The 24,588-nt window shown below is 48.3% G+C and carries 28 protein-coding genes; 27 read left to right on the forward strand and 1 reads right to left on the reverse strand.

Features of this window, described 5'->3' with window-relative positions; all coding sequences use genetic code 11:
- The first annotated feature begins 4 nt into the window (after positions 1-4).
- The 4 genes from rsgA (at position 5) to spoVM (ending at position 2,424) form a co-directional block, all read left to right on the forward strand.
- A complete protein-coding gene (gene rsgA, locus M654_RS10855) occupies positions 5-880 on the forward strand; it encodes a ribosome small subunit-dependent GTPase A (protein ID WP_026586926.1) in 876 nt (291 codons plus the stop codon).
- Between the two features lie 2 nt (positions 881-882).
- Positions 883-1,536, forward strand: a complete 654-nt coding sequence (gene rpe / locus M654_RS10860) for a ribulose-phosphate 3-epimerase (RefSeq protein WP_026586927.1) — start codon at positions 883-885, stop codon at positions 1,534-1,536.
- Between the two features lie 85 nt (positions 1,537-1,621).
- Positions 1,622-2,266, forward strand: coding sequence for a thiamine diphosphokinase (locus M654_RS10865; protein WP_026586928.1), 645 nt, complete (start codon positions 1,622-1,624; stop codon positions 2,264-2,266).
- Between the two features lie 77 nt (positions 2,267-2,343).
- Entirely contained in the window at positions 2,344-2,424 is an 81-nt protein-coding gene (gene spoVM / locus M654_RS10870; protein WP_003221545.1) for a stage V sporulation protein SpoVM, read from the forward strand.
- 110 nt (positions 2,425-2,534) lie between these two features.
- Here the strand turns inward: spoVM and rpmB are convergent, their stop codons facing one another.
- Complete coding sequence (gene rpmB, locus M654_RS10875) at positions 2,535-2,723, reverse strand: 50S ribosomal protein L28 (protein ID WP_003181685.1); 189 nt, start codon at positions 2,721-2,723, stop codon at positions 2,535-2,537.
- A gap of 281 nt (positions 2,724-3,004) precedes the next feature.
- On the opposite strand from rpmB, the gene M654_RS10880 reads away from it, so the two are divergent.
- From M654_RS10880 to M654_RS10990, 23 genes are all read left to right on the forward strand, one after another.
- A complete protein-coding gene (locus M654_RS10880) occupies positions 3,005-3,367 on the forward strand; it encodes an Asp23/Gls24 family envelope stress response protein (protein WP_026586929.1) in 363 nt (120 codons plus the stop codon).
- A gap of 17 nt (positions 3,368-3,384) precedes the next feature.
- Positions 3,385-5,052 (forward strand): DAK2 domain-containing protein, encoded by a 1,668-nt coding sequence (locus M654_RS10885; protein WP_026586930.1) that lies wholly within the window; start codon positions 3,385-3,387, stop codon positions 5,050-5,052.
- A gap of 142 nt (positions 5,053-5,194) precedes the next feature.
- Positions 5,195-5,857, forward strand: coding sequence for an L-serine ammonia-lyase, iron-sulfur-dependent subunit beta (sdaAB, locus tag M654_RS10890; RefSeq protein WP_026586931.1), 663 nt, complete (start codon positions 5,195-5,197; stop codon positions 5,855-5,857).
- A gap of 23 nt (positions 5,858-5,880) precedes the next feature.
- Positions 5,881-6,783, forward strand: coding sequence for an L-serine ammonia-lyase, iron-sulfur-dependent, subunit alpha (gene sdaAA, locus M654_RS10895; RefSeq protein WP_026586932.1), 903 nt, complete (start codon positions 5,881-5,883; stop codon positions 6,781-6,783).
- Positions 6,761-8,809, forward strand: a complete 2,049-nt coding sequence (recG, locus tag M654_RS10900; RefSeq protein ID WP_026586933.1) for an ATP-dependent DNA helicase RecG — start codon at positions 6,761-6,763, stop codon at positions 8,807-8,809. The genes sdaAA and recG overlap by 23 nt, the downstream gene beginning before the upstream one ends.
- Before the next feature lie 115 nt (positions 8,810-8,924).
- On the forward strand, positions 8,925-9,491 hold the full coding sequence (gene fapR, locus M654_RS10905; RefSeq protein ID WP_026586934.1) for a transcription factor FapR: 567 nt from the start codon (positions 8,925-8,927) through the stop codon (positions 9,489-9,491).
- 17 nt (positions 9,492-9,508) lie between these two features.
- Positions 9,509-10,501: a phosphate acyltransferase PlsX gene (gene plsX / locus M654_RS10910; protein WP_026586935.1), complete on the forward strand. Its 993-nt coding sequence runs from the start codon at positions 9,509-9,511 to the stop codon at positions 10,499-10,501.
- 17 nt (positions 10,502-10,518) lie between these two features.
- Entirely contained in the window at positions 10,519-11,478 is a 960-nt protein-coding gene (gene fabD, locus M654_RS10915) for an ACP S-malonyltransferase (protein WP_026586936.1), read from the forward strand.
- Positions 11,465-12,208 (forward strand): 3-oxoacyl-[acyl-carrier-protein] reductase, encoded by a 744-nt coding sequence (gene fabG / locus M654_RS10920; protein WP_026586937.1) that lies wholly within the window; start codon positions 11,465-11,467, stop codon positions 12,206-12,208. The genes fabD and fabG overlap by 14 nt, the downstream gene beginning before the upstream one ends.
- A gap of 76 nt (positions 12,209-12,284) precedes the next feature.
- Complete coding sequence (gene acpP, locus M654_RS10925) at positions 12,285-12,518, forward strand: acyl carrier protein (RefSeq protein WP_003181706.1); 234 nt, start codon at positions 12,285-12,287, stop codon at positions 12,516-12,518.
- Positions 12,519-12,663: 145 nt separating this feature from the next.
- Positions 12,664-13,413, forward strand: a complete 750-nt coding sequence (rnc, locus tag M654_RS10930; RefSeq protein WP_026586938.1) for a ribonuclease III — start codon at positions 12,664-12,666, stop codon at positions 13,411-13,413.
- A gap of 100 nt (positions 13,414-13,513) precedes the next feature.
- Positions 13,514-17,074: a chromosome segregation protein SMC gene (gene smc / locus M654_RS10935; RefSeq protein WP_026586939.1), complete on the forward strand. Its 3,561-nt coding sequence runs from the start codon at positions 13,514-13,516 to the stop codon at positions 17,072-17,074.
- A gap of 16 nt (positions 17,075-17,090) precedes the next feature.
- Positions 17,091-18,077 (forward strand): signal recognition particle-docking protein FtsY, encoded by a 987-nt coding sequence (ftsY, locus tag M654_RS10940; protein ID WP_026586940.1) that lies wholly within the window; start codon positions 17,091-17,093, stop codon positions 18,075-18,077.
- A 138-nt stretch (positions 18,078-18,215) separates the two neighbouring features.
- A complete protein-coding gene (locus M654_RS10945) occupies positions 18,216-18,539 on the forward strand; it encodes a putative DNA-binding protein (protein WP_026586941.1) in 324 nt (107 codons plus the stop codon).
- A 15-nt stretch (positions 18,540-18,554) separates the two neighbouring features.
- Positions 18,555-19,895 (forward strand): signal recognition particle protein, encoded by a 1,341-nt coding sequence (gene ffh, locus M654_RS10950; RefSeq protein ID WP_026586942.1) that lies wholly within the window; start codon positions 18,555-18,557, stop codon positions 19,893-19,895.
- 108 nt (positions 19,896-20,003) lie between these two features.
- Positions 20,004-20,276 (forward strand): 30S ribosomal protein S16, encoded by a 273-nt coding sequence (gene rpsP, locus M654_RS10955; protein ID WP_006638197.1) that lies wholly within the window; start codon positions 20,004-20,006, stop codon positions 20,274-20,276.
- Entirely contained in the window at positions 20,276-20,521 is a 246-nt protein-coding gene (locus M654_RS10960) for a KH domain-containing protein (RefSeq protein ID WP_026586943.1), read from the forward strand. Before rpsP ends, M654_RS10960 begins: the two co-directional genes overlap by 1 nt.
- A gap of 115 nt (positions 20,522-20,636) precedes the next feature.
- Positions 20,637-21,023, forward strand: a complete 387-nt coding sequence (locus M654_RS10965; protein ID WP_026586944.1) for a YlqD family protein — start codon at positions 20,637-20,639, stop codon at positions 21,021-21,023.
- Positions 21,024-21,027: 4 nt separating this feature from the next.
- Positions 21,028-21,552 carry a ribosome maturation factor RimM gene (gene rimM, locus M654_RS10970; RefSeq protein WP_026586945.1) on the forward strand — a complete coding sequence of 175 codons (525 nt, stop codon included), beginning with the start codon at positions 21,028-21,030 and terminating at the stop codon, positions 21,550-21,552.
- Positions 21,549-22,280 carry a tRNA (guanosine(37)-N1)-methyltransferase TrmD gene (trmD, locus tag M654_RS10975; protein ID WP_026586946.1) on the forward strand — a complete coding sequence of 244 codons (732 nt, stop codon included), beginning with the start codon at positions 21,549-21,551 and terminating at the stop codon, positions 22,278-22,280. The genes rimM and trmD overlap by 4 nt, the downstream gene beginning before the upstream one ends.
- A 137-nt stretch (positions 22,281-22,417) precedes the next feature.
- Entirely contained in the window at positions 22,418-22,765 is a 348-nt protein-coding gene (rplS, locus tag M654_RS10980) for a 50S ribosomal protein L19 (protein WP_020451373.1), read from the forward strand.
- Positions 22,766-22,879: 114 nt separating this feature from the next.
- Positions 22,880-23,731: a ribosome biogenesis GTPase YlqF gene (gene ylqF, locus M654_RS10985; RefSeq protein ID WP_026586947.1), complete on the forward strand. Its 852-nt coding sequence runs from the start codon at positions 22,880-22,882 to the stop codon at positions 23,729-23,731.
- Between the two features lie 76 nt (positions 23,732-23,807).
- Positions 23,808-24,581 (forward strand): ribonuclease HII, encoded by a 774-nt coding sequence (locus M654_RS10990; RefSeq protein WP_026586948.1) that lies wholly within the window; start codon positions 23,808-23,810, stop codon positions 24,579-24,581.
- The last annotated feature ends 7 nt before the right edge of the window (positions 24,582-24,588 follow it).

A 24,588-nucleotide genomic window follows, 5' to 3' on the forward strand; every position in this document is an offset into this window, starting at 1 on the left:
CAGTATGCCTGAGGGCAAAATCATTAAAGCTTTAAGCGGCTTTTACTATGTATTGGATGGCGGGAAAGTGATTCAATGCAGGGGAAGAGGGGTTTTCCGAAAGAACAAAGTAACCCCTCTTGTCGGCGATGATGTCGTCTATCAGGCCGACAATGATAAGGAAGGCTACCTTCTTGAAATCAAGGAAAGGCTCAATGAATTAATCAGGCCCCCGATCAGCAATGTCGATCAGGCCGTTCTGGTGTTTTCAGCGAAAGAGCCGGCTTTTAGCACTTCGCTTTTGGACCGTTTTTTAGCGCTTGTTGAAGCAAACGACATCAAACCGATCATTTGCATCACGAAGATGGATCTGGCGGAGGATGTAAAAGAAGACATTCATCAATATGCCGAAGACTACCGGAAAATCGGGTACCCCGTCTATTTGACCTCAATCAAAGAGGGCGGCGCAAAAGAAGTAACGGCCCATTTTAGAGACCGAATCACCGTGTTCGCCGGTCAATCCGGTGTGGGGAAGTCTTCCCTGTTAAATGCGATAAGCCCTGACCTGGAACTGAAAACCGATGGCATTTCCGCCCATTTAGGGAGAGGCAAGCATACAACGCGCCATGTCGAACTGATTGATGTGGGCGGTGGGCTCGTGGCCGATACACCGGGTTTTAGCTCGCTGGAATTCACCGGCATCGAAGCCGAAGATTTAGGATATACCTTTTTGGAGATCGGTGAAAAAAGCAGAGAATGCAAATTCCGCGGATGCCTGCATCTAAAAGAGCCGAGCTGCGCCGTCAAAAAAGCGGTGGAAAGCGGGGACATCGCTTCATATCGATACGACCATTATGTTGAATTTTTAAAAGAGATTAAAGATAGAAAGCCGAGGTATTAAATATGGTATATGTTGCTCCTTCGATTCTTTCAGCCGACTTTGCCCGTTTGGGAGAAGAGATCAAAGATGTAGAACAGGGCGGAGCCGATTTCATCCACATTGATGTGATGGACGGGCATTTCGTTCCCAACATCACCATCGGACCGCTTGTTGTCGAAGCCGTCCGCCCGATCACCAAACTGCCGCTTGACGTCCATTTGATGATCGAGGACCCGGATCGCTATATACCTGCATTTGCAAAAGCGGGAGCGGACATTCTTTCCGTCCATGTCGAAGCTTGTCCGCATCTCCATCGGACGATCCAGCTGATCAAGGAACAGGGGATCAAGGCGGGTGTTGTTCTAAATCCGCATACACCGGTTGAGCAGATCGAACATGTGCTGGAAGACCTTGATCTTGTCCTTTTGATGACGGTGAATCCGGGTTTCGGCGGACAATCGTTTATTTCTTCCGTCGTTCCGAAAATCAGCCGGGTCAAAGAGCTTGCTGAGCAAAAAGGACTTTCAGATTTGCTGATCGAAGTGGACGGAGGCGTGAACAGAGAGACCGCAGCACAGTGCATTGAAGCGGGAGCGAATCTGCTTGTCGCCGGATCTGCCGTCTATAATGAAAAAGACCGCAAAAAAGCCATTTCCAATATTAAAGGAGCCCTCTGAATCAAACGGTTTGGGCGTGCTCCTCTTAAAAAAGAGCCAGCCTGTGCTGTGCTCTTTTTTAAAGGGGGTGCAGAAAGGATAAGTGATGAAAACGATCAATATTGTCGCCGGAGGACCCGGCCATCTCATTCCTGATCTATCGCAGTACCGTGACGATCAAGCCCTCTGGGTCGGCGTCGACAGAGGAGCGGCGGCGCTTCTGGAAGCGGGAATCATACCCGATGAAGCGTTCGGAGACTTTGACAGCATCACGGCAGAACAAAAGGAAGCGCTTGAAAAAGCCGCCCCCCGTCTGCATATCTACCAGGCGGAAAAAGATCAAACAGATTTGGATCTCGCGCTCAGCTGGGCTGTCAAAGAGCAGCCTTCCTTGATCAGGATGTTCGGCATCTCAGGCGGGAGAGCGGATCATTTTCTCGGGAATCTGCAGCTTCTTTATCAAGCTCTCCAACAAAAGGTGAGCGCTGTCATGATCGACAAGCAAAATGCGATCACCATGCATTCCCCTGGTACATATACTGTCATGCGTGATCAAACGAAGCCGTATGTTTCATTCCTCCCGTTTACAGAAACGGTGAAAAACCTATCTCTCGAAGGATTTAAGTATTCTTTAAATAAGTGTCATATTGCTCTTGGTTCTACACTATGTATTAGTAACGAACTCATCCATTCACAAGGTGCTTTTTCGTTTACAGAAGGCATATTAATAATGATAAGAAGCACTGATTAAAATATCCTGGCTCTTTACGCCTGTCTAAAAAAGACTGGCGATACATGCGGCTGCGGGACTCTTGAGGAGGGAACGGAATGAAATTTTACACCATTAAATTACCGAAGTTTTTGGGGGGGATCGTCCGGGCAATGCTTGGTTCGTTTCGCAAAGATTAAAAGCGCCGGTCCGCTTTTGAAACGGACTGCTCCTTCCCGGACGAAGAAAAAGAATGTAAAAAACGCCTGCCTTTAGGACACGGTCGCTATAGGCAGGCGTTTATTTTTTCTTATACACGCTCAACTTTTCCAGATTTCAAAGCTCGAGCAGATACATATACTTTTTTAGGCTTGCCGTTCACAAGGATACGCACTTTTTGAACGTTTGCGCCCCATGTGCGTTTAGAAGCGTTCATTGCGTGAGAACGAGAATTGCCAGAACGTGATTTTCTGCCTGTAATAACGCATTTACGTGCCATTTGTTTCCCTCCTAACTCTCAAAAAAACATCATCATTCTTTATCGATTTGATCACCTGTGATGCTTCAGATACTTTAATAATTTACCACAGCTGAAAACCGTTTGCAACTATTGTTTGCTATCCTTTCAAGAATAATCACTTGACATCTTGAAAAAATGAACGCGCTGTAGTATAAGTAGGGTTAGGTTTAGACAGAAGCATGCCTGTTCTTTTAAAAAGAAGGTCCTTATAGTAGAATGATGATAACTCGGTCAAAGTGACTCAAAAAGGAGGAACCGACGTGTCCATTGAATTCCGAACAAAATACGGACAGATAGATATATCAAATGAAGTCGTCGCCACGGTTGCCGGAGGTGCGGCGATTGACTGCTACGGGATCGTAGGTATGGCATCTAAGAACCAGATCAAAGACGGGCTGACTGAGATCCTCAGAAAAGAAAATTTCAGCCGCGGCGTGATCGTCCGTCAGGAAGAAGATCGCATTCATATTGACATGTACATCATTGTCAGCTACGGAACGAAAATTTCTGAAGTGGCACACAATGTTCAAACAAAAGTCAAATATACGCTGGACCATACGGTAGGTCTTGCGGTTGATTCCGTCAATATTTACGTTCAAGGAGTACGAGTGACGAACCCGTAGTTAGGAGGAAAACAAGAGTGTCTATACGAACTTTAGATGGGAAAGCTTTTGCAGACATGGTTCTGTACGGTGCGCACCATCTGTCTCAAAACGCAAGCGTAGTTGATGCGTTAAACGTGTTTCCGGTTCCGGATGGAGACACAGGAACAAACATGAATTTATCGATGACTTCAGGTGCGAAAGAAGTCGAGCAAATCGATACCGCCCATATCGGAAAAGTGGCAGCGGGCCTTTCAAAAGGACTTTTGATGGGAGCGCGCGGCAACTCGGGCGTTATTTTGTCCCAGCTGTTCCGGGGATTTGGGAAGTCGATTGAACAAAAGAGCGAAATCGATGCCAAGGAATTTGCTGCTGCGTTTCAGGCAGGTGTCGACACTGCCTATAAAGCCGTCATGAAACCGGTGGAAGGCACGATTTTGACGGTTGCCAAAGATGCGGCTAAAAAAGCCGTCCTCACCGCTCAAACTGAAAACGATGTCACAAGCGTCATGGAAGCGGTTGTCAGTGAAGCGGCAGCCTCATTGGACAGGACGCCTGAACTTCTCCCTGTTTTAAAGGAAGTCGGGGTTGTTGACAGCGGCGGAAAAGGGCTTCTTTGCGTATATGAAGGGTTTCTCGCTTCTTTGAAAGGAGAAAAGCTTTCCGATCAAAAAGCCGCTCTGCCGTCATTGGATGATCTTGTCAGCGCTGAGCACCATAAAAACGCGCAAAGCCATATGAATACCGAAGACATCGAATTCGGCTATTGCACGGAATTTATGGTCAAACTTAACCAAGGGAAAAGAAGCTTCAACGAAGATGTGTTCCGCCAGGATTTAAGCCGGTTCGGCGATTCTCTGCTCGTCGTATCAGACGAAAATCTCGCCAAGGTGCACATCCATGCCGAATATCCCGGAGAAGTCATGACCTATGCGCAAAAGTATGGCAGCTTGATCAATATGAAAATTGAAAACATGAGAGAACAGCACAGCGCGATCCTCAGCCAAAACAAAAGCGAGGCCCAGGCGCCCGAGGTCCCGGCTGAAAAACAGCCGTACGGTGTGGTTACCGTAGCGATGGGGGAAGGAATTTCCGAGCTTTTCCGCAGCATCGGTGCGACATCTGTCATTGAAGGCGGGCAAACGATGAACCCGAGCACGGAAGACATCGTTCAAGCGATACGCGAGGCCAATGCGGACACCGTCGTGATCCTGCCGAACAATTCAAACATTGTCATGGCGGCAAACCAGGCTGCAGATGTTGCGGAGCAAAACGTCATCGTCATCCCGACAAAAACCGTCCCGCAGGGGATGGCTGCATTGGTGGCGTTTAATCCGGCGTTGGATGCGGAAGAAAACAGGGCGAATATGCTTGAAGCGATCGATGATGTCAAAAGCGGGCAGGTCACATACGCTGTCAGAGACACGAACATCGACGGCATCGACATCAAAAAAGGCGATTTTATGGGCATTTTAAATGGAAAAATCGTGGAAACCGCGTCAGTCCAAATCGAAGCGGCGAAAAAGCTGATTGCAAAAATGATCGATGAAGACAGTGAAATCGTCACGGTGATTAAAGGTCAAGATGCGTCAGAAGAAGAAGTCGAAGAACTCGCCGGCTATATCGGCGACACATACGAAGAAGTCGAAGTTGAAGTTCACGACGGAAAACAGCCGCTGTATTCATACATTCTGGCTGTGGAATAATGATCGAAGCAGAAGGGTGTTTAACAAAGCCCTTCTCTTCTTTTGGCTTTTTTTATGTCCGCTTGCCAATTCGTGTTTGATCAATTAGTCTAAAAAAAACGGCTGTTTTTTCCCGCGAAAAACAAGAGGGAAGGGGATCAGGATGAAGTACAGAAGCGTATTTGATATTATAGGGCCCGTCATGATCGGACCGTCAAGCTCCCATACGGCCGGCGCAGCCAGAATCGGCAGGGTCGCCAGAAGCGTGTTTGGGAGAGAGCCGAAGAAAATCATTGTTTCCTTCTACGGTTCTTTTGCCGAGACCTATAAAGGACACGGAACAGATGTGGCGATCATCGGCGGCCTTTTAGACTTTGATACATTTGATGAAAGAATTAAAGATTCGATCCGCATTGCCGAAGCAAAGGGGATTGACATCGAATTCCGTGAAGAAGATGCGGTGCCGAAGCACCCGAATACCGCCCGCGTCCTCATTTCTGATGATGAAGGAACGCTTGAGCTTGCAGGCATATCAATCGGCGGAGGAAAAATCGAAATCATCGAGTTAAACGGCTTTAGACTTAGATTGTCGGGTAATCACCCCGCCATTTTAGTCGTCCACAACGATCGCTACGGAACGATTGCGGGTGTTGCCAATGTGCTGGCGAAATTTGCGATCAACATCGGCCACATGGAAGTGGCGCGCAAAGATGTCGGACAGGAAGCGCTGATGACGATAGAGGTCGATCAAACGATTGATCCGTCCGTGTTTGAGGAATTGAGAGCGCTGCCGAATATCATTGAAGTGACACAGATCGCTGACTAAAGGATATGGAAGAGGGAGATTAAATGTTTCGAAATGTGAAAGAATTGATTGAGCTGACAAAAGAGAAAAACGTGTCCATATCTGAAATCATGATCACCCAGGAAATCGAGGTGTCAGGCCGGACGCGGGAGGAAATCTTCAAGCAGATGGAAGCCAACTTAACCGTCATGGAAGACGCTGTTCAAAAGGGAATTAACGGTGTTGTGTCACACTCCGGACTGACGGGCGGTGACGCCGTCAAGCTGCAGGCCTATCTTAAAGCGGGAAAAGGGCTTTCCGGAGATGTCATCTTAGACGCCGTCAGCAAGGCGGTTGCCACCAATGAAGTCAACGCTGCGATGGGAACGATTTGCGCAACTCCGACAGCCGGTTCGGCCGGCGTTGTTCCCGGCACTTTATTTGCCGTTAAAGACAAACTTCATCCGACCAAAGAGCAGATGGTCCGCTTTTTATTCACATCAGGGGCGTTCGGCTTTGTCGTCGCCAACAATGCCAGCATCTCAGGTGCTGCGGGCGGATGCCAGGCTGAAGTCGGTTCAGCTTCCGGGATGGCGGCAGCGGCGATCGTGGAAATGGCTGGAGGGACGCCTGAGCAGTGCGCCGAAGCGATGGCGATCGCCTTGAAAAACGTCCTCGGTCTTGTTTGCGACCCTGTCGCAGGGCTTGTCGAAGTCCCGTGTGTCAAACGAAATGCGATGGGTGCCGCCAATGCGATGGTGGCGGCCGATATGGCGCTTGCCGGCATCACAAGCCGCATTCCGTGCGATGAGGTGATTGATGCGATGTATAAAATCGGCCAGACGATGCCGACCGCCTTGAGAGAAACAGGGCGGGGCGGTCTCGCCGCAACCCCAACCGGGAAAGAACTGGAGAAAAAAATATTCGGAGGGGCGTCGAACGCACGTGAAGAACAATCTGCAAAATAGTGTATCTGTTGTCAAAGGAGTCGGGACGGAAACGGAAAAAACATTAAACGAGCTTGGAATCTATGATGTTTCCGACCTTTTGAACTACTTCCCGTACCGCTATGACGATTATGAACTGCGCGATTTGGAAGAAGTGGCACACGAGGAAAGAGTGACGGTTGAAGGGAAGGTTCACAGCGAACCTTCTCTTACCTATTACGGAAAAAAGCGGAGCCGCCTGACGTTTCGCCTTCTCGTCGGAAACTACTTGATCACGGCGGTCTGCTTTAACCGTCCGTATTTGAAAAAGAAACTGGCCATCGGTTCGGTTGTCACCATTTCGGGAAAATGGGACAAGCACAGGCAGTCGGTGATGGTGCAGGAGCTGAAAAACGGCCCGCATCAAAGCGACCAGTCGATAGAACCCGTCTATTCCGTAAAAGAACATATGACGGTGAAAACGATGCGGAAATTGATCCAGGAAGCCGTCCAGAGCTATTTGCCGTTTGCGGAAGATCCCCTGCCTGAAAAGCTCCGGAGTACCTATAAGCTGCTTTTCTACCAGGATGCGGTAAGAGCGATCCACAAGCCTGAGTCAAGGGAGACGTTAAAACAGGCGCGGCGCCGGTTTGTTTATGAAGAATTTCTGCTGTTTCAGCTGAAAATGCAGGCGCTGCGGAAGTTTGAACGGGAGCATTCCGACGGAATCAGACACAGCTTTAAACGCGGGGAGGTCGATGCGTTTGTCAACAGTCTGCCGTTTTCTTTGACGAACGCGCAGGCGAAAGCGCTCGACGAGATTTTAAAGGACATGACGTCAGAATATAAAATGAACCGTCTGCTGCAAGGCGACGTCGGCTCAGGCAAAACCGCCGTCGCCGCGATCGCTTTATACGCTTCGATCCTGTCCGGCTTTCAGGGGGCGATGATGGTGCCCACTGAAATATTGGCCGAACAGCATGCGGATTCACTCGTTTCTCTGTTTGCAAACCACGATGTCAATGTCGCGCTGTTAACAAGCTCTGTCAAAGGAAAAAGGAGAAGAGAACTGCTCGAAAGACTGCAAGACGGGGACATTGATATCCTGGTCGGCACCCATGCCCTGATCCAGGATGATGTGCATTTTCAACAGCTCGGCCTCGTCATTACGGATGAACAGCACCGCTTTGGCGTTGAGCAGAGGCAAAAATTAAGAAGCAAAGGAAAGGATCCGGACGTCCTGTTTATGACGGCAACGCCGATACCGCGGACACTCGCGATTACGGTATTCGGCGAAATGGATGTATCGATCATCGACGAAATGCCGGCCGGGCGGAAAAGGATCGAAACATATTGGGTCAAGCACGACATGCTGGAACGGATTCTCGCTTTCATTGAAAAAGAGTTGAGAAAAGGCAGACAGGCGTATGTGATATGCCCGCTGATCGAAGAGTCGGACAAGCTCGATGTGCAGAATGCGATCGATGTGCACAGCATGCTGACCCATGCTTTTCATGGAAGATGGCAAGTCGGCCTCATGCACGGGAAGCTCTCCAATGATGAAAAAGAGCAGGTGATGAGGCAGTTCAGCAAAAACGAGTGTCAGGTTCTCGTCTCGACAACCGTTGTTGAAGTCGGTGTCAACGTTCCAAACGCGACCGTGATGCTGATCTATGATGCCGACCGGTTCGGCCTTTCCCAGCTTCACCAGCTCCGCGGGCGCGTCGGACGGGGGGATCATCAATCGTATTGCATTCTCATGGCAGATCCCAAATCCGAAACGGGCAAGGAACGGATGGGCATCATGTCGGAAACGACGGACGGCTTTGAGCTTTCGGAAAAAGATCTGGAATTAAGGGGGCCCGGCGACTTTTTCGGCAAGAAACAAAGCGGAATGCCCGAATTTAAAGTTGCCGATATGGTTCATGATTACCGCGCTCTTGAGACGGCGAGAAAAGACGCCGCAGAACTCGTCTCCTCACACGCATTCTGGACCGATGCCGAATATGCAGGGTTAAGGGAACATTTGCAAAAAAGCGGAGTCATGGACGGAGAAAAACTGAGCTGACCTGTTCCTTCAAAAAATTAGGATCGGTGCAGCAAAGAATGATTGCATTCCAATCTATGAAATTATATACTACTATTAGTACCTAGTCATAAATGCGCGGATGGTGTTTAAAAACATGAGAAAAAGTAAAAGAGAACGCCAAGAATTGCTGCAGCAGACGATTAAAGCGACCCCGTTTATTACAGACGAGGAGCTTGCGGAGAAATTTAACGTCAGCATTCAGACGATTCGTTTAGACCGTTTGGAACTATCCATACCCGAACTGAGAGAAAGAATCAAAAGCGTTGCTGAGAAATCTCTTGAAGATGAAGTCAAATCCCTTCCGCTTGATGAGGTGATCGGCGAGATCATTGACCTTGAGCTTGATGAACAGGCGATTTCCATTCTTGAAATCAGAAGGGAGCATGTTTTCAGCCGCAATCAAATCGCCAGGGGGCATCATCTGTTTGCCCAGGCGAACTCGCTCGCCGTCGCCGTCATCGATGATGAGCTTGCATTAACAGCCAAAGCGGATATCCGTTTTACAAGGCAGGTCAAACAAGGCGAACGGGTCGTTGCAAAAGCAAAAGTCGTCAAGCTTGATAAAGAAAAAGGCAGAACGGTTGTTGAGGTCAACAGCTATGTTGCCGAAGAGCCCGTTTTTTCGGGCGAATTTGTCATGTATCGTTCAAAACAATCATAGAAGGTGGCGCGTAAGTCATGAGAATTGCTGTAGATGCTATGGGAGGGGACAATGCTCCCCAAGCGGTCATCGACGGAGTGATGAAAGCCGTCGAGAACTTCGAAGATCTTGAAGTCACTCTCATCGGAGATCAAGAAAAAATAGCCGCCCATTTGACAGAGCACGGGCGGATCACCGTCAAGCACGCTGAAGAAATCATTGAAGCGACCGACGAACCTGTCCGGGCCGTGAGAAGAAAGAAAAATTCGTCGATGGTTTTAATGGCCGGAGAAGTTGCCGAAGGCAGAGCGGATGCCTGCATTTCCGCCGGCAACACCGGCGCTTTAATGACGGCCGGGTTATTCATCGTCGGCAGAATTGAAGGGATTGAAAGACCGGCTTTGGCGCCGACCTTGCCGACGGTTTCAGGAGACGGCTTTCTCCTTCTCGATGTCGGAGCGAATGTGGATGCCAAACCCGAACATCTCGTCCAATACGCGATTATGGGCTCTGTCTACGGAGAGCAGGTTCTCGGCATCGAAAATCCGAGAATCGGGCTTTTAAACGTCGGCACAGAAGATAAAAAAGGCAATGAACTTGCCAAACAGACCTTTCAAAAATTGAAGGAAACCGATTTGAATTTCATCGGCAATGTGGAAGCGCGCGACATGCTCGACGGAGTCGCGGACGTCATCGTGACGGACGGATTTACGGGGAACGTCGCCTTAAAAACGGTCGAGGGTGCGGCCCTGTCCATTTTTAAAATGCTGAAAAGCACGCTGACCTCAAGCTTTACGGCGAAGCTCGCTGCTTCCGCACTGAAACCGAAGCTGAAAGAGATGAAAACAAAAATGGACTACTCGGAGTACGGCGGTGCCGGACTCTTCGGCTTGAAGGCGCCGGTCATCAAAGCGCACGGCTCCTCTGACGGAAGGGCCGTTTACCATGCCATCCGCCAGGCGAGGGAGATGGTCAGCCAAAATGTCGCCGCATTTATCGAAGAAAAAATCCAACATAAAGCAGATGAATAGTCTGGAGGTTTTAACAAATGGGTAAGATTGCTTTTCTTTTCCCGGGCCAAGGATCGCAGCATATCGGCATGGGATACGACTTATACGAAAAAGAACCGAAAGCAAGAAAGATCTTTGAAGAAGCGGATCAAACGCTGGAAACAAATTTGAGCTCGCTCATGTTTGAAGGTGACGCGAAAGAATTAACCCTTACATACAACGCGCAGCCAAGCCTTTTGACAGCGAGCATCGCCGCGCTTGAAAAATTAAAGGAATACGGTATCAAAGCCGATTTTGCAGCGGGGCACAGCCTTGGCGAATACACCGCTTTAGTGGCCGGCGGCGCGATGTCATTTAAAGACGCCGTCTACGCCGTCAGAAAGCGCGGGGAATTTATGAATGAAGCCGTGCCGGCCGGAGAAGGCGCAATGGCCGCGATTCTCGGCATGAACGGTGAAGCATTGAAACAAGTAACGGACAAGGTGACTGAAGAAGGAAACCTCGTTCAGCTGGCCAATCTGAACTGTCCTGGACAAATCGTCATCTCAGGAACCGCCAAAGGGGTTGAGCTCGCCTCAGAGCTTGCCAAGGAAAACGGCGCAAAACGCGCGATTCCGCTCGAAGTCAGCGGGCCGTTTCACTCAGACCTGATGAAGCCGGCAGCTGAAAAACTGCGCGAAGTCCTGGATGCATGCACGATCAGCAATGCCTCAACCCCCGTGATTTCAAATGTGACGGCCGATGTTGTGACAGACAAGGATGACATTAAGAATAAGCTGATCGAACAGCTCTATTCACCGGTCCGCTTTGAAGAAACGATCAACAGGCTGCTTGACGAAGGGGTCACGACTTTCATCGAAATCGGGCCTGGCAAGGTGTTGTCAGGGCTTGTGAAAAAAGTGAACCGCAGGGTCAAAACGATTGCTGTATCAGATACGAATACGATTGAACTCGCCGTTCAAACGCTGAAGGAGGAAAACGAAAATGCTGGAGAATAAAACAGCTGTTGTCACCGGTGCCTCAAGAGGAATCGGACGTGCGATCGCACTGGATCTCGCTAAAAACGGTGCAAACGTCGCCGTCAATTATGCGGGGAATGAAGCGAAAGCGAATGAAGTCGTCGACGAAATCAAAGCGCTCGGCCGCGATGCGTTTGCCGTCAAAGCGGACGTCTCCAATGCCGAGGAAGTCCAAGCGATGATGAAAGAGACGATTGAACGCTTCGGCTCGCTCGATATTCTTGTGAATAACGCCGGCATTACAAAGGACAACTTATTCATGAGAATGAAGGAAAATGAATGGGATGACGTCATTAACATAAACTTAAAAGGCGTATTCAACTGCTCAAAAGCCGTGACAAGACAAATGATGAAGCAAAGAAGCGGCCGGATCATCAATGTTGCCTCTGTTGTCGGCGTCATCGGAAACGCCGGACAGGCGAACTATGTCGCGGCGAAATCGGGCGTCATCGGCCTGACGAAAACGCTGGCCAAAGAGCTTGCTTCACGAAACATTACCGTCAATGCGATCGCTCCTGGATTTATTGCAACGGAAATGACGGACAAGCTGACCAAAGACATTCAGGATGAAATGCTGAAACAGATTCCGCTTGCCCGCTTCGGTGAGCCGGCAGACATCAGCAGTGTCGTCGTGTTCCTTGCTTCTGATCAGTCGCGTTACATGACCGGTCAGACACTGAATATCGACGGCGGAATGGTCATGTTGTAAACATAGCAAAAAGTTGAATTATCTCTGGTTTTTTAAAAACGAATCAACTATAATACTTGAGGGGAGGTGAATAGCTATGGCAGACGCATTAGAGCGTGTAACAAAAATCATCGTAGACCGCCTTGGCGTAGATGAAGCTGACGTCACTCTTGAAGCTTCTTTTAAAGAGGATTTAGGCGCTGATTCCCTGGATGTAGTTGAGCTTGTCATGGAACTTGAAGACGAGTTTGATATGGAGATTTCTGACGAAGATGCTGAAAAGATTGCAACAGTCGGTGACGCTGTGAACTACATAAATAGTAAGCAGTAAGCTCATTTAAAGTCCCGTTTAAAGACGGGGCTTTATCCCTTTATAAATGCGGCTTTAGATTTTCATGTTTTGCCGAATGATACACGGAACCTGCCTTTTGATACAGGAGGTGAGGTGAACTTGATGTGCCCATATGGAGGTTGCTATGTCAAAACATTCACATTACAGAGACAGAAAAATGTTTCTAAAAAAAGCGGAGCAGTTTAAAAAGTTTCAAGAACGGATTTCGGTACAATTTCAAAATGAAAAGCTTTTGTATCAAGCATTTACACATTCATCCTATGTGAATGAGCATCGGAAGAAGCCGTATGAAGATAATGAAAGGCTTGAATTTTTAGGAGACGCTGTTTTGGAACTGACGATTTCTCAATTTTTATACGCCAAATACCCGGCGATGAGCGAGGGCGATTTGACGAAGTTGAGAGCGGCGATTGTTTGCGAGCCTTCCCTTGTTTCCCTGGCCCATGAACTTTCTTTCGGAGAGCTTGTTCTTCTTGGAAAAGGAGAGGAAATGACGGGCGGCAGAAAGCGGCCGGCGCTTTTAGCCGACGTGTTTGAAGCCTTTATCGGCGCGCTTTATCTTGATCAGGGGCTTGATTCCGTCGTGGACTTTCTGAAAGCGTACGTTTTCCCTAAAATCGATGATGGTGCTTTTTCTCATGTGATGGATTTTAAAAGCCAGCTGCAGGAATTTGTACAGCGCGACGGACGCGGCATTTTGGAGTACAGGATTCTTCAAGAAAAAGGTCCGGCGCACAACCGCGAGTTTGAAGCAAACGTATCGCTGAAAGGAGAAGTGCTTGGGGTGGGAAGCGGCCGTTCCAAAAAAGAAGCTGAACAGCACGCCGCTCAAGAAGCGCTTGAAAAGCTGCAAAAACACCATATGAAACAATAAATCCCCCTTTGCTTAACTTTTAGGGGGATTTCATATATTTGCACCTTTTACCTTCGGGTGTGATAGAATTGTAATACTTTAATACATAAGGAGGATCAGAATGTTCCTCAAACGTTTAGACGTGATAGGTTTTAAATCGTTTGCAGAACGAATTTCTGTAGATTTTGTTAAAGGCGTGACAGCTGTCGTCGGCCCAAACGGAAGCGGCAAAAGCAACATCACCGATGCGATCCGCTGGGTGCTCGGGGAACAGTCCGCGAAATCGCTCAGGGGCGGCAAAATGGAAGATATCATTTTTGCCGGAAGCGACTCGCGCAAAAAGCTGAACCTTGCCGAAGTGACGCTGACGCTTGATAATGACGACCGCTTTTTGCCGATCGATTTTCATGAAATCAGCGTAACGAGACGGGTGTACAGATCAGGAGAAAGCGAGTTTCTCATCAACAATCAATCGTGCCGCCTGAAAGATATCATCGATCTTTTTATGGACTCGGGTCTCGGCAAAGAAGCGTTTTCGATCATCAGCCAAGGAAAGGTCGAAGAGATTTTAAGCAGCAAGGCTGAAGAGCGGAGAAGCATATTTGAAGAAGCGGCCGGTGTTTTAAAATATAAAACAAGAAAGAAAAAAGCGGAAAACAAGCTGTTTGAAACCCAGGACAATCTGAACCGGGTCGAAGACATCCTTCACGAGCTTGAAGGGCAGGTCGAGCCGTTAAAGCTGCAGGCATCGATCGCCAAGGATTACCTGGAAAAAAAGGACGAGCTCGAAAAAATTGAAATCGCTTTGACGGTGTTTGACATCGAGGAGCTTCATCAAAAATGGGAGGCGCTTCAGGGAAAAGTCGAAAAGGCGAAGGATGAAGAAATGTCCGCTTCGGCAGCTATTCAGACAAAAGAAGCTAAGATTGAAGAGGCGCGAGACAAAATCCAGGCGCTCGACGAATCGGTTGACGAACTTCAGCAGGTGCTGCTGTTGACAAGTGAGGAGCTTGAAAAGCTCGAAGGCAGAAAAGAAGTCCTGAAAGAGCGAAAAAAGAACGCCACCCAAAACAGAGCCCAGCTTGAAGAGGCCATCGTTCAGCACGGGGAGAAAGACCGAAGCCTGAAAGAAAAAATGGCCGGGCAGAAGCTGGCATTTGAGAAGCTCCAAGCCGAAGTGAAAGAGCTGGCAAAGCAGGTGAAGGAAAAGAAACAGGCCCTTTCCGTTTACAGCGAAAATGTCGAAGAAGAAATCGAACAGCTCAAAAGCGACTATTTCGAATTGTTGAATGAACAGGCATCGGTTCGAAACGAGATTCAGTTTTTAGAAGAGCAAATGTCCCAATCGGCCAGCCAGCAAAAACGGCTTGCGGAAAACAATGAGAAATATTTAAGCGAGCGCCGCGAGCTCGCCGAACAAAAAGCGAAAACAGAACACGAATTCACTCTCCTTGATGAGCGCCTCCACAGCCAGATCAAGGCTTATCGGGATGCGCAAAAACAGCATGAACAGAAAAAAAGCGAGTATGAAAAAAAGGAGTCCGCGCTCTACCAGGCGTATCAGTACCTCCAGCAAGCCCGCTCCAAAAAAGAAATGCTGGAGGCGATGCAGGAGGATTTTTCCGGATTTTATCAAGGTGTCAAAGAAGTCCTGAAGGCCCGCGGCGAACTGCCGGGCATCCACGGGGCAATCGCCGAACTGATCAAGACGGACGAGCGATATGAAACGGCTGTCGAAATCGCTTTAGGGGCATCAGCCCAGCACATCGTCACAGAAGATGAAGGGGCCGCAAGACGGGCGATCCAATATTTGAAAAAACATTCATTCGGCCGGGCGACTTTTCTTCCGCTCTCCGTGATCAAAGAGCGCAGCATTCAGCCGCGCGACATTGAAGCGGCAAAGGCCATCCCGTCCTTTATCGGAATCGCCGGCGATCTTGTGTCATATGACCCCGCTTACCGCTCAGCCGTGCAAAACCTGCTCGGCACAGTGCTCGTCACAGAGCATTTAAAAGGAGCGAATGAGCTTGCTAAAAGGCTCGGCCACAGATACCGCATCGTCACCCTTGAGGGGGATGTCGTCAACTCGGGAGGTTCGATGACCGGCGGTGCCGTCAAGAAAAAGAACAGCTCTCTTTTAGGCCGCACGAGAGAACTAGAAGCGATCACAAAGCGCCTGGGCGAAATGGAAGAAAAAACGGAAACGCTTGAACACGATGTGAAAGGCTTGAAGCAGACAATTCAGAAGCTGGACGCTAAACTTCAAGCCCTTCGCGAGGATGGAGAGCGCCTCAGAGCTGAACAGCAGGAGATAAAAGGGCGTCTGTACGAGCTCGAAATCGCCGAGAAAAACGTCAACAGCCATTTGGAGCTTTATGATCAGGAAAAATCAGCGCTTATTGCAGAAGACGGAGAAAAGCAAGCGCGGAAAAAAGAGCTTGAGAAAAAGCTTGATGCCATTTCCGAAAACCTCAAGCGCCTCGACGCGGAAATCGAAAGCCTGTCTGAAAGAAAACAAACACAGACGTCGACAAAGGAAACGCTGCAAAGCGAGCTGACCGATCTGAAAGTGGTGCTTGCCAAAACTGAGCAGGCGTGTGCAAACGAGCGTGAAAAGCTCGAAAGGCTCGAAGAGGAATATGCTGAGAATGAGGAAGCATTAAAAGTGGCAAAGGAAGACCTGTCGCTTTTGACGACGGAAATGACATCCAATTCGTCCGGTGAAGAGAAGCTTGAAGAAGCGGCGAAAAAGAAGCTGAATGACAAAAATAAAACCGCCGAGCTTATCGCCTCAAGAAGAGAGCAGCGGATGAAGCTGCAAAAAGGCCTTGAAACAGAAGAGCTTGAGCTGAAAGAAATGAAGCGTCAGTACAAACAAATGGCCGAACTCTTGAAAGATGAAGAAGTCAAGCTCGGCCGCATGGAAGTGGAGCTGGACAACCTCTTGTCATTCCTGCGCGAGGAATACAGCCTGTCATTTGAAGGAGCCAAAGAAAAATATCCGTTGGAGCTTTCAGCCGATGAAGCGAGAAAGCGCGTCAAGCTGATCAAGCTGGCGATCGAAGAGCTCGGAACCGTCAATCTTGGAAGCATTGAAGAATATGAACGGGTCAATGAGCGCTACGTGTTTCTCTCAGAACAGAAAGACGATTTGATTGAAGCGAAAAATACGCTCTTTCAGGTGATTGAAGAAATGGATGAGGAAATGACGAAACGGTTTAAAGAGACATTTTCGCAAATCCGCGCCCATTTTGAAGACGTCTTTCGGGCGCTGTTCGGCGGAGGAAGAGCCGAACTGAAGCTCACAGACCCGGATGACCTGCTCCAATCCGGCGTCGATATCATCGCGCAGCCGCCGGGGAAGAAGCTGCAAAACTTAAGCCTCCTTTCAGGAGGGGAGCGGGCTCTGACGGCGATCGCCCTATTGTTTTCGATCCTCAAAGTGAGGCCCGTCCCGTTCTGTGTCCTTGATGAGGTCGAGGCGGCGCTTGATGAGGCAAATGTGTTCCGCTTTGCACAATACTTGAAAAAATACAGCCATGAAACCCAGTTTATCGTCATTACACACAGAAAAGGGACAATGGAAGAAGCCGATGTTCTCTACGGTGTGACGATGCAGGAATCAGGCGTTTCCAAGCTTGTTTCCGTCAAGCTTGAAGAAACAAAAGAATTAGTTCAATAAAGCGAGGTTACCAGTCATGAGCTTTTTTAAAAAACTGAAAGAAAAAATCACAAAGCAGACCGATTCTGTCTCAGGCAAGTTTAAAGAAGGCCTGGCCAAAACGAGACATTCTTTTCAGGAGCGGGTCAATGATCTGATCTCCCGCTACAGGAAAGTCGACGAAGATTTTTTTGAAGAGCTTGAAGAGGTGCTGATCGGAGCGGATGTCGGCGTTTCTACCGTGATGGAGCTGATCGATGAACTGAAGAGCGAAGTCAAACGGAAGAATATTCAAGATCCAAAAGAAGTTCAATCCGTCATTTCTGAAAAGCTCGTCGAGATATATCAAGGCGGAGAGGATGAAGCGTCAGAACTCCGCGTTGAGGACGGCCGCTTAAACATCATTTTATTCGTCGGAGTCAACGGTGTCGGAAAAACAACGACGATTGGCAAGCTCGCCCATAAGTTTATCACGGAAGGCAAAAACGTCGTCCTCGCGGCGGGGGACACGTTCCGCGCCGGAGCGATCGATCAGCTGGAAGTGTGGGGGGAGCGCGTCGGCGCCCATGTGGTCAAACAGGCGGAAGGTTCAGATCCCGCCGCTGTCATCTATGATGCCGTTCAAGCCGCAAAAGCGCGCGGCGCCGATGTTCTGCTTTGCGATACGGCAGGCCGTCTGCAAAACAAGGTGAACCTGATGAAGGAGCTTGAAAAAGTCAAGCGCGTCATCCAGCGCGAAGTCCCTGATGCCCCCCATGAAGTGCTCCTTGTATTAGACGCCACAACAGGCCAAAATGCGATGACACAGGCGCGGGAATTTTCCAAAGCGACCGATGTTTCCGGAATCGCTCTGACGAAGCTTGACGGAACGGCAAAAGGCGGCATCGTCCTGGCCATCCGCCACGAATTGAAGATTCCCGTCAAGCTTGTCGGCCTCGGCGAAAAAATGGACGACCTGCAGCCGTTTGAAGCCGAATCTTATGTGTACGGCTTGTTCTCCGACTTGATTGAGAAAGAGGAATAACGAAGGCCTTAGAGCCCCCTTTTTTCCGGGGGTTCTTTATCATTTGATCATGACAAGATAAAAACTTGACAGATGGAATGTTTTTAGCGTAAACTAATGTATCGTAAAGGGATTTGACTTAACAAAGGGGAGAGTCTCATGACGCTTGAAAAAACAACGAGAATGAATTACTTATTTGATTTCTATCAGTCGTTGTTGACATCAAAACAAAAAAGCTACATGTCGCTTTACTACCTAGACGATTTCTCCCTTGGCGAAATAGCTGAAGAATATCATGTCTCAAGACAGGCGGTCTATGATAACATTAAACGGACCGAAGCGATGCTTGAGCAGTATGAAGAAAAGCTACTTTTGTTTAAAAAATTTCAAGAGCGCAAAAAGATTTTTGAAGAGCTGAGAGAGCTGACGGACGGTCAGCCTGAAGCGGCTTCCTTGATCGATGCGCTTGAGAAATTAGATTAGGAGGCGGCACTTAATATGGCATTCGAAGGATTAGCCGACCGACTGCAGCAAACGATTTCCAAGATCCGCGGAAAAGGGAAGGTAACGGAGCAAGACGTCAAAGAGATGATGCGCGAAGTCCGTTTAGCGCTCCTTGAAGCGGATGTCAACTTTAAAGTCGTCAAAGATTTTGTGAAAAAGGTGAGCGAACGCGCCGTCGGTCAGGACGTTATGAAAAGCCTGACACCGGGGCAGCAGGTCATTAAAGTCGTCAAAGAAGAACTGACGGAGCTGATGGGCGGTGAAGAAAGCAAAATCGCCGCGGCCAAACGTCCGCCAACCGTCATCATGATGGTCGGTCTGCAAGGGGCCGGTAAAACGACGACGACGGGCAAGCTTGCCAACCTGCTTCGCAAAAAACATAACCGCAATCCGCTGCTTGTTGCGGCAGATATTTACCGTCCGGCTGCGATCAAACAGCTGGAAACGCTCGGGAAGCAGCTTGACATGCCGGTGTTTTCACTGGGAGATCAGGTGAGCCCTGTCGATATTGCCAAACAGGCGATCGAAAAGGCGAAAGAAGACCATCACGACTATGTGATCATCGATACGGCGGGTCGTCTGCATATTGATGAGCAGTTGATGGATGAGCTGGAAAAGGTAAAAGAAACAGCTCAGCCGGAAGAAATCTTTCTTGTCGTCGATTCGATGACAGGGCAAGACGCCGTAAATGTCGCCAAAAGCTTTAATGAACAGCTCGGCGTGACAGGCGTCATCCTGACAAAGCTTGACGGTGACACAAGAGGCGGTGCGGCTCTGTCCATCCGCGCGGTGACAAACACGCCGATCAAATTCGCCGGAATGGGCGAAAAGCTTGATGCGCTTGAACCGTTTCATCCTGAACGGATGGCTTCGCGGATTCTCGGCATGGGTGACGTGCTGACCCTGATCGAAAAAGCCCAGGCCAACGTAGATGAAGAAAAGGCGAAAGAGCTCGAGCAAAAAATGAAAAATATGAGCTTTACGCTTGATGACTTTTTAGAACAGCTCGGACAGGTCCGCAATATGGGACCGCTTGAAGATCTGATTCAAATGATGCCCGGCGCAGGCAAAATGAAAGGCTTGAAAAACGTCAAAGTGGACGAAAAACAGCTCATCCACGTTGAAGCGATCATCAAGTCGATGACCGGGAAAGAAAAAGCGCAGCCTGAGATCATCAACGCAAGCAGGCGCAAACGAATTGCCAAAGGAAGCGGCACATCCGTTCAGGAAGTCAACCGTCTTTTAAAGCAATTTGAAGAAATGAAAAAAATGATGAAACAAATGACAAACATGTCAAAAGGGAAGAAAAAAGGGTTTAAACTGCCCTTTATGTAAACCTGTTTTCAGATGATAAAAAAGGTTGTTAAGAAAAAACACTTTACAAACACTTTTATCATTGTTAATATACTATCTTGTTGAAATATTTTCGGAGGTGCTAGTAAAATGGCAGTAAAAATTCGTTTAAAACGTATGGGAGCTAAAAAATCTCCTTTCTATCGTATTGTTGTAGCAGATTCTCGTTCACCGCGTGACGGCCGTTTCATCGAAACAGTCGGAACGTACAACCCGGTAGCGAAACCGGCGGAAGTTAAAATCGATGAAGAGCTTGCACTGAAATGGCTTCAAACAGGAGCTAAACCGTCTGACACGGTTCGCAACCTTTTCTCTAAAGAAGGCATTATGGAAAAATTCCACAACGCTAAACAAAGCAAGTAATGAGTGATCTGCACTTGGAAGAGCTGATTGTATCATTGGTCAAGCCGCTTGTGGATCACCCGGATGAGATTCAGGTATTCAGAGACGAAAGTTCCGATCGGATCATGTTCCGCCTTTCCGTCAACAAAGAGGATACCGGCAAGATCATCGGAAAAAAAGGGCGGACTGCAAGAGCGATACGCTCCGTCGTATTTGCGGCCGGCGCACAGTCTTCTAAGAAAGTTCAACTTGAGATCGCAGACTAAGGGGAGAGGGTGAAAACCTCCCCCTTTTTTATCATGAGAGAAAATGAGAAACAAATGAACGATTCCAATTCTTCAAGCGGGAAGGAAAAATCACGGGACAGTAGGTGATGATGCCATGCAAATTATCCAACGTGTTACCGTCATGCAGGTTTTAACCGAAAACAGCAAGAAAAAACTGCTGACTGCTTTTGAAGAAAGAAAGGAAATGCTTGAGCGCGAATGCAACCAGCTTTATTTCCAGCTGAGAAAACACGAAAAGGAACATCACAACCCGGCAGCAGCTGAATCATTTAAAAAAGAAATTGAAAAACGCCAGGACAAAATCAAAATGATCGTTTTTCAAATCAATCAAATTCACACGCTCCCGTTGGGCAGTGAAGTAAAAGAGAAAGAAATCGATGCTCTGCTCGACATTGAAGTCGGTGACAATTGGCATGATATGACAGCAGGAAAAACAATCGTGATTAAAGACGGGATCGTCATTGAAATTCGTCCGAGGTGAAGACATGGAAAAACGATGGTTTAATGTAGGGAAAATTGTCAATACTCATGGAGTAAAAGGGGAAGTCCGCGTCATTTCCAGAACCGATTTTCCGGAGGAACGGTACAAGTCCGGAAACACGCTTTACCTGTTCATGGAGGGAAAAGAGGAACCCGTTCAGGCAACGGTGAGCGCACACAGGCTTCATAAACAATTTCATCTCTTGCAATTTAAAGAAGTCGAGACACTAACGGAAGCGGAAAAGCTCAAAAATGCCCTGATTAAAGTTCCCGAAGACCAATTAGGCCAATTGGCGAAAGACGAGTTCTACTTTCATGAAATCATCGGCTGTGACGTTTTTTCAGAAGACGGGGACGAAATCGGCAAGGTCAAAGAAATTTTAACGCCGGGCGCCAATGATGTCTGGGTGGTGGGCAGACCGGGGAAAAAAGACGTGCTCATCCCTTATATCGATGCCGTCGTCAAAGACATTAACGTGGAAGATAAAACGATCAAGATTCATATCATGGAAGGACTACTTGACGAATGAGAATTGATTTTTTAACGCTTTTTCCGGAAATGTTTGAAGGTGTCCTCGGCTCATCCATTCTGCAGAAGGCCCAGGACAAGAACGCCGTCCGTTTTCGCGTGGTCAACTTCCGGGCGTATTCCGACAATAAGCATCAGACAGTGGATGATTATCCGTACGGCGGGGGTGCGGGCATGGTATTGAAGCCGCAGCCTGTCTTTGATGCGGTTGAAAAACTGACCGCTGAAGCCGGGGGATCTCCAAGGATCATTCTTGTCTGCCCTCAAGGGGAGCGCTATACGCAAAGGAAAGCGGAAGAGCTCGCAAAAGAAGACCATATAATGTTTATTTGCGGCCATTATGAAGGATATGACGAACGGATCAGAGAACACCTTTCAACAGATGAGATTTCCATCGGAGACTTTGTGCTGACAGGCGGAGAGCTCCCGGCGATGATGATTGCCGACAGCGTTGTGAGACTGTTACCGGGTGTTCTCGGCAAGGAAGAATCACACCTAGAAGATTCCTTCAGCACCGGACTGCTCGAACATCCTCACTACACGCGGCCTGCGGATTATAAAGGCTTGAAGGTGCCGGAAGTGCTGACATCCGGAAACCATGCGAAGATCAACGAATGGAGACGGAAAGAGTCGCTCAAACGGACCTTCTTCAGGCGGCCCGACCTTCTGGAAAACTATCCTTTAACAGATGAAGAAAGAAAATGGATTTCTGAATGGGAAAACCGATAGATTCTATTGCACATGGCCTAAAGGTATGATATGATACTACTTGTGACTTGAACAGGTCTGCCTGTTCAAGTTTGAAAACGATGTTCCGCTGTGGCGGCTGTTCGCCCATGAGCATCTGTTGGAAGGAGTTGAAGACGATGCAAAAATTGATTGAAGATATCACAAAAGAACAATTGCGCACTGATTTGCCTGCGTTCCGTCCTGGTGATACTTTACGTGTACACGTTAAAGTTGTCGAGGGTAACCGCGAGCGTATTCAGGTTTTTGAAGGCGTTGTGATTAAGCGTCGTGGTGGCGGAATCAGCGAGACTTTCACAGTTCGTAAGATTTCTTACGGTGTCGGAGTTGAGCGTACATTCCCATTGCACACACCAAAAATCGCAAAGATCGAAGTTGTCCGTCATGGTAAAGTACGCCGTGCGAAACTTTATTACTTGCGTGAGCTTCGCGGAAAAGCGGCTCGTATTAAAGAAATCAGACGATAATGATAGCGAACGAAAAGAGCTTGTTAGCCATAACAAGCTCTTTTTTTGTAAAAGAAGAATAATTGCAGCAAACCATTAAAAGAATAGCAATAACAGAAAGAAGGTGTCCATCACATGGTAATCCAATGGTTTCCCGGGCATATGGCCAAAGCAAGGCGGGAAGTGACGGAAAAACTCAAGCTGATCGACATTGTGTACGAACTGGTCGATGCCAGAATTCCGATGTCTTCCAGAAATCCGATGATCGAAGACATATTGAAAAACAAGCCGAGAATCATGCTCCTCAACAAAGCGGATAAAGCGGACTCCTCCGTGACAAAGGCTTGGAAGCAGCACTTTGAAAAAGACGGAATTCCTTCCCTCGCCATCAACTCGGTCAACGGACAGGGACTCAATCAAATTCTTCCTGCATCAAAAGAGCTGCTGAAAGAAAAGTTTGATAAAATGAAGGCAAAAGGTGTAAAACCGCGCGCGATCAGAGCATTGATCGTCGGTATTCCAAACGTCGGCAAATCAACCTTAATCAATCGGCTCGCGAAAAAAAACATCGCCAAAACCGGCGACAGACCCGGGATCACAACGGCGCAGCAATGGGTGAAAGTCGGAAAAGAGCTTGAGCTTCTCGACACGCCGGGGATTTTATGGCCGAAGTTTGAGGACGAGCTTGTCGGGCTGAGGCTTGCGGCAACAGGCGCGATAAAAGATTCGATTATCAACTTGCAGGATGTCGCCGTCTACGGTTTGCGCTTTTTGGAAGAGAACTATCCCGAGCGCTTAAAAAAGCGTTATGACTTGGAGGAAATTCCCGAGGAGATCGCAGCGCTTTTTGATGAGATCGGAAAAAAACGCGGCTGTCTGATGGCGGGAGGCGCCATTGATTATGACAAAACGACAGAAGTGATCATTCGCGATATCCGCACGGAGAAGTTCGGCCCGCTTTCTTTTGAAAAGCCGGAAGACATGTAAAGGCGCGCTTTCCTCGGAAGCGGGTCTTTATTTTTGAAGCGGAAGCGCCGATAAGAAAACTAGGGGAGAAGAGATAGTGAAACCATTAACCGTAAAAGAAATAAAAGAACATCTTCAAACGGTGAAAGATGAAAAAGACCCTTTTATCGAGCAGTGTAAAAAGGATGAGCGGAAGAGCGTACAAACGCTTATTACCGCATGGCTGAAGAAAAATGAGAGGCTTTTGGCCATGCGGGAAGAGTGGCGGATGATGACGTCTTTTGAAAGATCGCTCAGAGAACGCGGCTTTCAATGGATCGCCGGAATCGACGAAGCCGGAAGAGGCCCGCTGGCGGGGCCGGTCGTCGCCGCCGCCGTCATCTTAAAAGAAGACTGTGAAATGTTGGGACTGACGGATTCGAAAAAGCTGTCAAAGCAAAAAAGAGAAGACTACTATTCATATATTATGGAAGAAGCGCTCGCTGTCGGCATCGGAATTGCGGATGCTGGAGAGATCGATGAGCTGAATATTTATGAGGCGTCTAAAGCGGCGATGGTCAAAGCGGTCGAGGCGCTTGCCGCCACCGCCACACCTGATTATCTTCTGATTGACGCCATGTCGCTTCCTATACATACAAAACAGTCATCGATCATCAAAGGAGATGCAAAGAGCGCATCGATCGCAGCGGGTGCATGCATCGCCAAAGTGACGAGAGACAGGCTGATGGATGAATATGCTGAAAAGTATCCGCTCTACGGGTTTGACAAGCATAAAGGCTACGGGACAAAGGAGCATCTCGCAGCCCTTGCCAAATACGGACCGTCACCGATTCACCGAAGATCGTTCGCCCCTGTTAAAGACTATCAATAAGTTCCCG

This window comes from Bacillus sp. NSP9.1 (genome assembly GCF_000465465.2).
Taxonomy (GTDB): Bacteria; Bacillota; Bacilli; order Bacillales; family Bacillaceae; genus Bacillus; species Bacillus sonorensis_A.

Bases quoted from the DNA above. Each gene is read 5' to 3' on its own strand.
- rpsP (WP_006638197.1), top strand. From the start codon at position 20,004: ATGGCAGTAAAAATTCGTTTAAAACGTATGGGAGCTAAAAAATCTCCT.
- M654_RS10960 (WP_026586943.1), top strand. From the start codon at position 20,276: ATGAGTGATCTGCACTTGGAAGAGCTGATTGTATCATTGGTCAAGCCG.
- sdaAB (WP_026586931.1), top strand. From the start codon at position 5,195: ATGAAGTACAGAAGCGTATTTGATATTATAGGGCCCGTCATGATCGGA.
- rnc (WP_026586938.1), top strand. From the start codon at position 12,664: ATGTCAAAACATTCACATTACAGAGACAGAAAAATGTTTCTAAAAAAA.
- rpmB (WP_003181685.1), bottom strand. From the start codon at position 2,723: ATGGCACGTAAATGCGTTATTACAGGCAGAAAATCACGTTCTGGCAAT.
- smc (WP_026586939.1), top strand. From the start codon at position 13,514: ATGTTCCTCAAACGTTTAGACGTGATAGGTTTTAAATCGTTTGCAGAA.
- fabG (WP_026586937.1), top strand. From the start codon at position 11,465: ATGCTGGAGAATAAAACAGCTGTTGTCACCGGTGCCTCAAGAGGAATC.
- M654_RS10865 (WP_026586928.1), top strand. From the start codon at position 1,622: ATGAAAACGATCAATATTGTCGCCGGAGGACCCGGCCATCTCATTCCT.
- fapR (WP_026586934.1), top strand. From the start codon at position 8,925: ATGAGAAAAAGTAAAAGAGAACGCCAAGAATTGCTGCAGCAGACGATT.
- plsX (WP_026586935.1), top strand. From the start codon at position 9,509: ATGAGAATTGCTGTAGATGCTATGGGAGGGGACAATGCTCCCCAAGCG.
- sdaAA (WP_026586932.1), top strand. From the start codon at position 5,881: ATGTTTCGAAATGTGAAAGAATTGATTGAGCTGACAAAAGAGAAAAAC.
- M654_RS10945 (WP_026586941.1), top strand. From the start codon at position 18,216: ATGACGCTTGAAAAAACAACGAGAATGAATTACTTATTTGATTTCTAT.
- ffh (WP_026586942.1), top strand. From the start codon at position 18,555: ATGGCATTCGAAGGATTAGCCGACCGACTGCAGCAAACGATTTCCAAG.
- rsgA (WP_026586926.1), top strand. From the start codon at position 5: ATGCCTGAGGGCAAAATCATTAAAGCTTTAAGCGGCTTTTACTATGTA.
- rimM (WP_026586945.1), top strand. From the start codon at position 21,028: ATGGAAAAACGATGGTTTAATGTAGGGAAAATTGTCAATACTCATGGA.
- acpP (WP_003181706.1), top strand. From the start codon at position 12,285: ATGGCAGACGCATTAGAGCGTGTAACAAAAATCATCGTAGACCGCCTT.
- rpe (WP_026586927.1), top strand. From the start codon at position 883: ATGGTATATGTTGCTCCTTCGATTCTTTCAGCCGACTTTGCCCGTTTG.
- trmD (WP_026586946.1), top strand. From the start codon at position 21,549: ATGAGAATTGATTTTTTAACGCTTTTTCCGGAAATGTTTGAAGGTGTC.
- spoVM (WP_003221545.1), top strand. From the start codon at position 2,344: ATGAAATTTTACACCATTAAATTACCGAAGTTTTTGGGGGGGATCGTC.
- ftsY (WP_026586940.1), top strand. From the start codon at position 17,091: ATGAGCTTTTTTAAAAAACTGAAAGAAAAAATCACAAAGCAGACCGAT.
- M654_RS10965 (WP_026586944.1), top strand. From the start codon at position 20,637: ATGCAAATTATCCAACGTGTTACCGTCATGCAGGTTTTAACCGAAAAC.
- rplS (WP_020451373.1), top strand. From the start codon at position 22,418: ATGCAAAAATTGATTGAAGATATCACAAAAGAACAATTGCGCACTGAT.
- ylqF (WP_026586947.1), top strand. From the start codon at position 22,880: ATGGTAATCCAATGGTTTCCCGGGCATATGGCCAAAGCAAGGCGGGAA.
- fabD (WP_026586936.1), top strand. From the start codon at position 10,519: ATGGGTAAGATTGCTTTTCTTTTCCCGGGCCAAGGATCGCAGCATATC.